This is a genomic window from Actinospineispora eucalypti (genome assembly GCF_039543365.1).
GTDB lineage: Bacteria > Actinomycetota > Actinomycetes > Mycobacteriales > Pseudonocardiaceae > Pseudonocardia > Pseudonocardia eucalypti.
On sequence record NZ_BAABJP010000058.1, the window covers coordinates 70,524 to 76,747 of the forward strand.

Annotated in this window: 9 protein-coding genes; 2 read left to right on the plus strand and 7 right to left on the minus strand. The window is 72.0% G+C overall.

Annotated elements, in window-relative coordinates; genetic code table 11:
• The gene (locus tag ABEB12_RS37970) at positions 1-1,068 is read right to left on the minus strand and encodes an aliphatic sulfonate ABC transporter substrate-binding protein (protein ID WP_185059955.1); all 1,068 of its coding nucleotides are present in this window, start codon (positions 1,066-1,068) and stop codon (positions 1-3) included.
• Between the two features lie 142 nt (positions 1,069-1,210).
• Complete coding sequence (locus tag ABEB12_RS37975; RefSeq protein ID WP_185059956.1) at positions 1,211-2,125, minus strand: TSUP family transporter; 915 nt, start codon at positions 2,123-2,125, stop codon at positions 1,211-1,213.
• A 224-nt stretch (positions 2,126-2,349) separates the two neighbouring features.
• On the opposite strand from ABEB12_RS37975, the gene ABEB12_RS37980 reads away from it, so the two are divergent.
• Positions 2,350-2,844: an Rrf2 family transcriptional regulator gene (locus tag ABEB12_RS37980; protein ID WP_221497612.1), complete on the plus strand. Its 495-nt coding sequence runs from the start codon at positions 2,350-2,352 to the stop codon at positions 2,842-2,844.
• A gap of 13 nt (positions 2,845-2,857) precedes the next feature.
• Here ABEB12_RS37980 and ABEB12_RS37985 read toward each other — a convergent pair whose 3' ends face one another.
• On the minus strand, positions 2,858-3,295 hold the full coding sequence (locus tag ABEB12_RS37985; protein WP_185059957.1) for a DUF3224 domain-containing protein: 438 nt from the start codon (positions 3,293-3,295) through the stop codon (positions 2,858-2,860).
• A 67-nt stretch (positions 3,296-3,362) separates the two neighbouring features.
• Here ABEB12_RS37985 and ABEB12_RS37990 point away from each other — a divergent pair, with 67 nt between their 5' ends.
• Positions 3,363-4,163 carry a DUF6597 domain-containing transcriptional factor gene (locus tag ABEB12_RS37990; RefSeq protein WP_221497613.1) on the plus strand — a complete coding sequence of 267 codons (801 nt, stop codon included), beginning with the start codon at positions 3,363-3,365 and terminating at the stop codon, positions 4,161-4,163.
• 421 nt (positions 4,164-4,584) lie between these two features.
• Here ABEB12_RS37990 and ABEB12_RS37995 read toward each other — a convergent pair whose 3' ends face one another.
• From ABEB12_RS37995 to ABEB12_RS38010, 4 genes are read right to left on the minus strand one after another with little or no spacing between them, the layout of a single operon-like run.
• On the minus strand, positions 4,585-4,971 hold the full coding sequence (locus ABEB12_RS37995; RefSeq protein ID WP_185059959.1) for a PIN domain-containing protein: 387 nt from the start codon (positions 4,969-4,971) through the stop codon (positions 4,585-4,587).
• Complete coding sequence (locus ABEB12_RS38000) at positions 4,968-5,258, minus strand: AbrB/MazE/SpoVT family DNA-binding domain-containing protein (protein WP_345703506.1); 291 nt, start codon at positions 5,256-5,258, stop codon at positions 4,968-4,970. The genes ABEB12_RS37995 and ABEB12_RS38000 overlap by 4 nt, the downstream gene beginning before the upstream one ends.
• 11 nt (positions 5,259-5,269) lie before the next feature.
• Positions 5,270-6,076, minus strand: coding sequence for a CbiX/SirB N-terminal domain-containing protein (locus ABEB12_RS38005; protein ID WP_185059960.1), 807 nt, complete (start codon positions 6,074-6,076; stop codon positions 5,270-5,272).
• Positions 6,076-6,222, minus strand: a complete 147-nt coding sequence (locus ABEB12_RS38010; protein ID WP_425572312.1) for an elongation factor 1-alpha C-terminal domain-related protein — start codon at positions 6,220-6,222, stop codon at positions 6,076-6,078. Before ABEB12_RS38010 ends, ABEB12_RS38005 begins: the two co-directional genes overlap by 1 nt.
• Positions 6,223-6,224: the final 2 nt, after the last annotated feature.

The window sequence follows — 6,224 nt, forward strand, 5'->3', positions numbered from 1 at the left end:
TCACCTCTGTGACTTGTCGAGGCCGGCGGCGCTCACCGTCGGCTTGCCGTTGCCCTGCAGGACCTTGTTCAGCTGGGTGACGTCCACGAACCCGGCCAGGTCGGTCTCGGTGGGGGTCGCGCCCGCGGTCACGCTGTCCTTGGACAGCTGGGGGAAGGTCGCGGCGAGTGGGTCCAGGCCGAAGGTCAGCTCGGAGAACGCCCGGTCGAGCACCGCGGGGGCCACCGATGCGTTGGTCAGCTTCTTGATCGAGTCGTTGGTCACCGTCTTGGCCTCGGCCGGGTTGGCGGTGGCGAACTCGATCGCCTGCCGGGTGCCGCGCAGCAGCGCGGCCACCGTGTCCGGGTGCTTCTGGAGGAACTCGGTCCGCACGATCAGCACGGTGGTCGGGAACTGCCCGCCCGGCCACAGCGTCCGCTCGTCCACCAGCACCTTGGCCCCGGCGTCCACCAGCCGCGAGCTCCACGGCTCGGGCAGCCAGCCGCCCGCCACCTGGCCGGACTTGAACAGGTCGAGGGTGCGCGGGTTGTCCAGGTTCTGCACGGTCACGCCGTCCGCGCCCCGCGGCAGGTTGTGCTCCTTGAGCCACTTCTTCAGTGCCACGTCTTGGGTGTTGCCGGCCTGCGGGGTGGCGATGGTCTTGCCCTTCAGCTGCTCCGGGCCGGTGATGTCCGGCTTGACCACCAACTGCGCGCCGCCCGAGGTGGAGCCGGCGATCAGCCGCACCGCCGCGCCCTTCGACTTGGCGAACGCGTTGATGGCCGGGCTGGACCCGATGAAGCTGGCGTCCAGCGAACCGCCGAGCAGCGCGTTGACCGCTTCCGGACCGGCGTTGAACTGCTGGGTGACCAGCTTGGTGTTGCCCAGTTCCTTGGCGAAGTAGCCCTTGTCCAGCCCGATCAGGGCGGGTGCGTGGGTGATGTTGGGGAAGAAGCCGAGGCGCAGCTCGGCGGCCGGTCCTTCGCTGGCCGGCGCGGCCGAGTCGGCGGGGCGGTCGGCCCGCGAGCACGCGGCGAGGGTGGCCAGCACGGCGAGGAGCGAGGCGAGAATCCGGAGGCGGCGCGTCATGTGGCGGGATCCGATCGATTTGATCTTGACTCGGGGGCGGAACGGTGGTGTTGCTGATTTTCCTGAGCTAGATAGTCAACAAAAAGGGCCGGATGGGCGAGCTGATGCACATCGGTCGGGATCTCCTCGTGGAACTGCTTGTTCAGCGAACGGGTTCGAGTTCGGGCGAGAGCGGTGCGGGGTCGACCTTGCGGGGACGCTGCAGGACGGCCATTAGCACCAGTGCGGCCGCCGAGCCGAGCAGGATCACCGGCGTGCCCACCTTGAGCAGGGCCAGCGCGGACGCCAGCAGCACCGCCGCGATGACCGGCCGGATCACCGCCGAAGGACCCCGGGCCGACCAGCGGGCGCCCAGGTAGACCCCGGGCAACGCGCCGAGCAGCAGGAACGTGGTCAGCGCGAACTGCACGTCACCGAACAGCAGGTGGCCCAGGGTGGCCGAGGCGACCAGCGGGATGGCCTGCACGATGTCCGTGCCGACCAGCCGAGCGGGGCGCAGCGCGGGGTAGGCGAGCAGCAGCAGCGCGATGATCAGGGAGCCGGCGCCGACCGAGGTCATGCCGACCACGAAGCCGCCGACCACCCCGATCGCCAGGGTCCGGGGCACCCGGATCCGCACCGGTTCTTCGTTTTCGGCGGTGCCGTTGGCGGCGTCGCGCTGGCGGTTCCGGCGGTCCAGGGCCAGGCGCAGGAACATCAGCGTCACCGAGGCGCACAGCGCCCAGCCGATGAACAGCTTCAGGTTGTCCTGCAGGCCCGCCCGGTGCGCCAGCGTGCCGATCGCCACCGCGCCGAGGAACGCCGCCGGCACCGAGCCGACGGCCAGCCAGCCGACCAGCCGCCAGTGCACGGTCCGCTGGCGCAGGTGCACCGCGCCGCCGACCGGCTTCATCACCAGCGAGGTGAACAGGTCGGAGGAGATCGCGGCCAGCGGCTCGACCCGGAACAGCAGGACCAGCACCGGCGTCAGCAGCGCGCCGCCGCCCATCCCGGTGAGGCCGACGAGCAGGCCGACCAACAGACCGGCGACGGTCAGCGGCCAGTCGACGTGCGCCATTTGATGCCTGCCTCACGGGTTGACTCGTTGCGGGGTACGCGCAAATCCGGTCAGCGGCAGGCGGCGGCGAACACCCGCATCAGGTCGACGTGCAACCGGCGGACCAGCGAAGGCCGGTCCGCGCGATTCACCTGATAGCGGATGCTCACCCATCGATGCTTACATTCCTGAGCCGCATAGTCAACAAAATGGCCAGGTCACCGGTGTGAGACCGGCCTCGGTGGATGGGCCAAGATGGAGAGGTGCAGATCTCGGCCAGGGCGGACTATGCGCTCCGGGCGCTGTGCCTGCTGGCGGCGGCGCCTGAGCAGTGCGCGGTGAAGGCGGACGAGATCGCGGCGGCGCAGGACATCCCGCGCACCTTCCTGGACGGCATCCTGGTCGAGCTGCGCCGCGCCGGCCTGATCGAGAGCCGCCGGGGCCGGGACGGCGGCCACCGGCTGGCCCGCCCGGCGTACGCGATCTCGCTGGCCGACGTCATCCGGGTCACCGACGGCCCGCTGGCGCTGGTCCGGGGCCAGCGCCCGGAGAACCACACCTACGGCGGCGCCGCGCGGCACCTGCAGGACGTGTGGGTGGCGGTCCGGGCCAGCCTCCGGGAGATCCTGGAGCTGACGACGGTCGCCCAGGTGGTCACCGGCGACCTCCCCGACCCGGTCCTCAACTACACCCGCCAGGACCGCTCCTGGCAATCCGTCTGGCCCACCGAGTCCCGGTAGGCGCCCGGGCGGGTCAGATGTCGAAAGCCAGGGTGAGGTCGTAGCCGGTTTCGCTGTGGCCGGCGATGTTGAGGTCGGCGGTGCCGCGGAGGGTTTCCAGGCCGCCGGTGCCCATTTCCGGGACGACCTCGATCCGCGCCGTCACCGAGCCCTTGTCCTGGCTGCCCACGTGCCGGAACACGCACGTGCCCTCGTGGCCGGCGATCGAGCCGGTGAAGCGCTCGAACCCGAGCACCGGTGCCGCCTCGGCGCGGTAGGCGATCAGGTAGACGACCTCGCCGGTGCCCTCGATGTCGCCGGTGTACGCGTAGGAGACCTCGGCGCGGGTCAGGCCGCGGCCGGGGTAGTAGGTCTCGCCGACCGTGGTGCCGGTGCCGTCGATGTCGGTGACCAGGGTCTCCGACCAGGAAGCGACGTTGAACCGACCGTTGGCCTTGTGCTGGTAGCTCATGGTTCCGAGGCTAGGCAGCGCGGCCGGCAACGGTCTTGAAGAAACGCGACGACTATCCTCACCCAACGTGTCGGCGCCGAAGGGATATCCGGAGGCGGTCGTGCGTCCCGCCGCCGGCGAGCGGGTGTTCCGGGTGGAACGCGTCGCGCCCGGCCCGGACCTGGCGGAGTTCGTCGACTACTACTGGCTGGTCCGGTGGCGGGCGCCGGAACCGCACCGGCAGCAGGTGGTGCCGCAGCCCAGGGTGCACGTGGCCGCCGAGGAGGGCCGGCTGCTGGTGCACGGGGTGAACCGGGGGCCGTTCTTCCGCACGCTGACCGGCGCCGGCCACGTACTCGGCGCGGCGTTCCACCCCGGCGGGTTCCGCCCGTTGCTCGGCCGGACCGTGGGCGCCATCTCCGGCACCGTGCAGCCGGCCCACTCGGTGCTGGGCATCGACGACGAGCCGGTGGCCGCGCGCATCCTGGGCACCGCCGACACCTCCGAGATGGTCGCCGCGCTGGAGGACTGTCTGCTCGGCGTCGACCCGAAGCCGGACGCCACCGCCCGCGAGGTCACCGCGCTGGTCGAGGAGGCCCGGCGGCGCGGCGAGATCACCCGGGTGGAACAGCTGGCCGGTCACGCGGGGCTGAGCGCCCGCGGCCTGCAGCGCCTGTTCACCGAGTACGTGGGCATCGGCCCCAAGTGGATCATCCAGCGGTTCCGCATCCTGGACGCCGTCGCGGCCGCCCACTCCGGCCACCCGATCCGCTGGCCCGACCTGGCCGCCCACCTGGGTTTCAGCGACCAAGCCCACCTGACCCGGGTGTTCACCCAGGTGGTAGGCACCCCACCCGCCACCTACCAACGCGACCCCGGCACTACCTAGCGGCAAGGCCGCCCAGTTAAGAGGCCGTACAGGGCGCCTTCGCCCCTCCGGTTCGGCGAGGGTCGGGTTCGAAAGATGGCCTGGACGGCGGCGCGGTGGCCGCCCTGCCGCGGTTCAGGCTCCCGGCCGCCAGCCTCGATACGGAGTGTGACCGGTGTTGGTCGAGTTCGGTTCGTCCCATTCGTCGAAGTCGACACCAGTATGGGTTTTTTCAAGATCGAACCAGGCTGGTGTCGCACTCGACGAGGAACCGACGTGGAATCGTCCGCGGAGCCTCGGCGGTTGGCAAGGCCGCGTGACGAAGGCCGCTACGCCAACCGCTGGTCGTGAGCACCGCACGGGCGCCGACCGAAAAGCCGCCGGGCGGGACCCGAGCCGCGCCGGCCCAAGCGGTCCGCGCCCTAACTGAACGGCCTTGTACCTAGCGGATGAGGCGAATCGCGATGCCCAGGTCGAGCTTGTCCCAGGCCTGGTCGGCGGTGACGGCCTCGCCGTCCGGCGTCCGCTCGGTCACCGCGAGGCACGCGCGGCCGCCGAGGGAGAGCCCGATGTGACGGGTCTGCTGCCAGAGTAACCCGGCGCGAGCGGCATCCTGGCTGGTGAACGGCTCGATCCGGATGCCCAGCGAGCGGATTCCGTCGGTCGCGGCAACGGCGTCCGGCTGGCCGCGTTGCGCCAGCTTCTGGATCACCTCGGACAGGCTGACGCTGGACATCACCGAGCCGGCGAGGGCCTCGCTCACCAGCTCGTGGCCGGGTTCTCGGTAGAACAGGGCGAGCACCGCGCTCGCGTCGAGCACGGGGGTCATGTGTCGGCTTGCTCCCGGTCGGCTTCGGCGCGCCGGTCGGCGAGCAGCTCGGCCACCGCGCTGTCGGTGTGCCCAGCGGCCTGCGCTGCCGCGATCGCCTCGTCCTGCAGGCGGGTCAGCAGATGGGCGCGCTCCTCGAGGACTACGCGGCCCCGCTCGACGTAGACCACGAGTGTCTGGCCCGGTTCGATGCCGGCCGCACGCCGGACCTGTGCGGGTATCGTCACTCGGCCGTCTGAGGTGGCGGCAAGCTCCGCCTTCGGCAGGTCTTGCTGAACGTCCGCCACACTTGGTTGGTTCAGGACGCGGCGGCAAAGGGCGTCGCCGCCGCGGCCTGGTAGCGGTCCAGGACGACTTCGGCCACGGCCGGGTCGGCGCCCAGGGGGGATGCGACCAGCGCGTCGGGGTCGGTGGCGAGGGCGTCCTTCGCGACCCGGGCGGGGAGGAGGCCGGGGGCCAGGAACCAGCTGGCCACGGCGATGCGCTCGGCGCCGGCGGCGCGCAGCAGGCGGATCGCCTCGGGCACCTTCGGCGCGGCCATGGTGGCGAACGCGGCGCGTTCCCAACGCCAGCCGCGCCGCCGGCCGAGCGAACCGGCCAGCCGGCGGACCGCGGCGTTCGCCGCCGGGTGGGAGGAGCCGGTGGCCGCCAGCAGCACTCCCAGCGACGGGTCGTCCAGCGGCCCGGCCACCTCGGCCAGCCGGCGCAGTGCGGTGTCGGCCAGCCGGGGGTCGCCGCCCAGGACGTCGGCGACGGACAGGTGTAACCGGGGCAGCCGATGCGCGGCGCGCGCCACCGCGCCGGGAATGTCCACCCGGGCGTGGAACGCGTTGCCGAGCAGCAGCGGCACCACCACCGCGTGCCGGTGCCCGTCGGCGGCCACCGCGTTCAGCACGTCGGGCAGCCGGGGAGTGTTCAGGTCCAGGAAGGACAGCCGCGCGTCCAGGTCCGGCCGCTGCCGGCGCACCTCGTCCAGCAGCGCGGCGATGGTGGCCGCCGAGCGGGGGTCCCGGCTGCCGTGGGCCACCGCGATCAGGGCCGGCGCAGCCGGCCCGCTGGGTTGGGCGCCCAGTTTGGCGCCCAACGGGGACAGTGCGGGCGGCATCAAACCGCTGTGACCTTCAACGGGCTGCCCACCAGCCCGGCGGCCAGCGTGTTGCCGGTCGGCGGGTCGATCAGCAGGAAGGAACCGGTGGCCCGGCTGTCCGCGTAGTCGTCGGCCGGCAGCGGGTCGGCGGTGCGGATGCTCACCC

Coding starts and splice junctions, on each gene's coding strand:
- ABEB12_RS37985 (WP_185059957.1), bottom strand. CDS start 3,295: ATGAGCTACCAGCACAAGGCCAACGGTCGGTTCAACGTCGCTTCCTGG.
- ABEB12_RS37980 (WP_221497612.1), top strand. CDS start 2,350: ATGGGCCAAGATGGAGAGGTGCAGATCTCGGCCAGGGCGGACTATGCG.
- ABEB12_RS37975 (WP_185059956.1), bottom strand. CDS start 2,125: ATGGCGCACGTCGACTGGCCGCTGACCGTCGCCGGTCTGTTGGTCGGC.
- ABEB12_RS37970 (WP_185059955.1), bottom strand. CDS start 1,068: ATGACGCGCCGCCTCCGGATTCTCGCCTCGCTCCTCGCCGTGCTGGCC.
- ABEB12_RS37995 (WP_185059959.1), bottom strand. CDS start 4,971: ATGACCCCCGTGCTCGACGCGAGCGCGGTGCTCGCCCTGTTCTACCGA.
- ABEB12_RS38005 (WP_185059960.1), bottom strand. CDS start 6,076: ATGCCGCCCGCACTGTCCCCGTTGGGCGCCAAACTGGGCGCCCAACCC.